Annotated in this window: 1 pseudogene; it reads right to left on the reverse strand. The window is 57.1% G+C overall.

The features are described from left to right. Positions 1–310: pseudogene (locus HMPREF3052_RS05660) on the reverse strand (phage head morphogenesis protein); the annotation flags it as partial.

A 310-nucleotide genomic window follows, 5' to 3' on the forward strand; every position in this document is an offset into this window, starting at 1 on the left:
CGCTGCGATTCGTTGTTTGCCGTTGATTCGACATCGCGCTTTTGGATTGTCCATTTTAGGCACTCCATTTGGTCTTTGCGCGTCTCAATAACCAAACGCAGCACATCGTAGTTATCGGCAAGGGCGCGTAATTGTGCAAAGCCTATTGCCTCGCGTTCACGCGGCTTAGAATGCCCGACGTTGTAGAACGGCTCATAGTCGAACCGCCGCCCCTCTGCCTGCTGTGCGACAGGGGCTAAAGGCTCGCCCGCATCAAACCACCCGTCCGCGTTGCCGGTAAAGGCGTAACGGACACCAGCGGCAACGCGGG

It is taken from the genome of Neisseria sp. HMSC056A03 (assembly GCF_001815685.1).
GTDB lineage: Bacteria > Pseudomonadota > Gammaproteobacteria > Burkholderiales > Neisseriaceae > Neisseria > Neisseria subflava.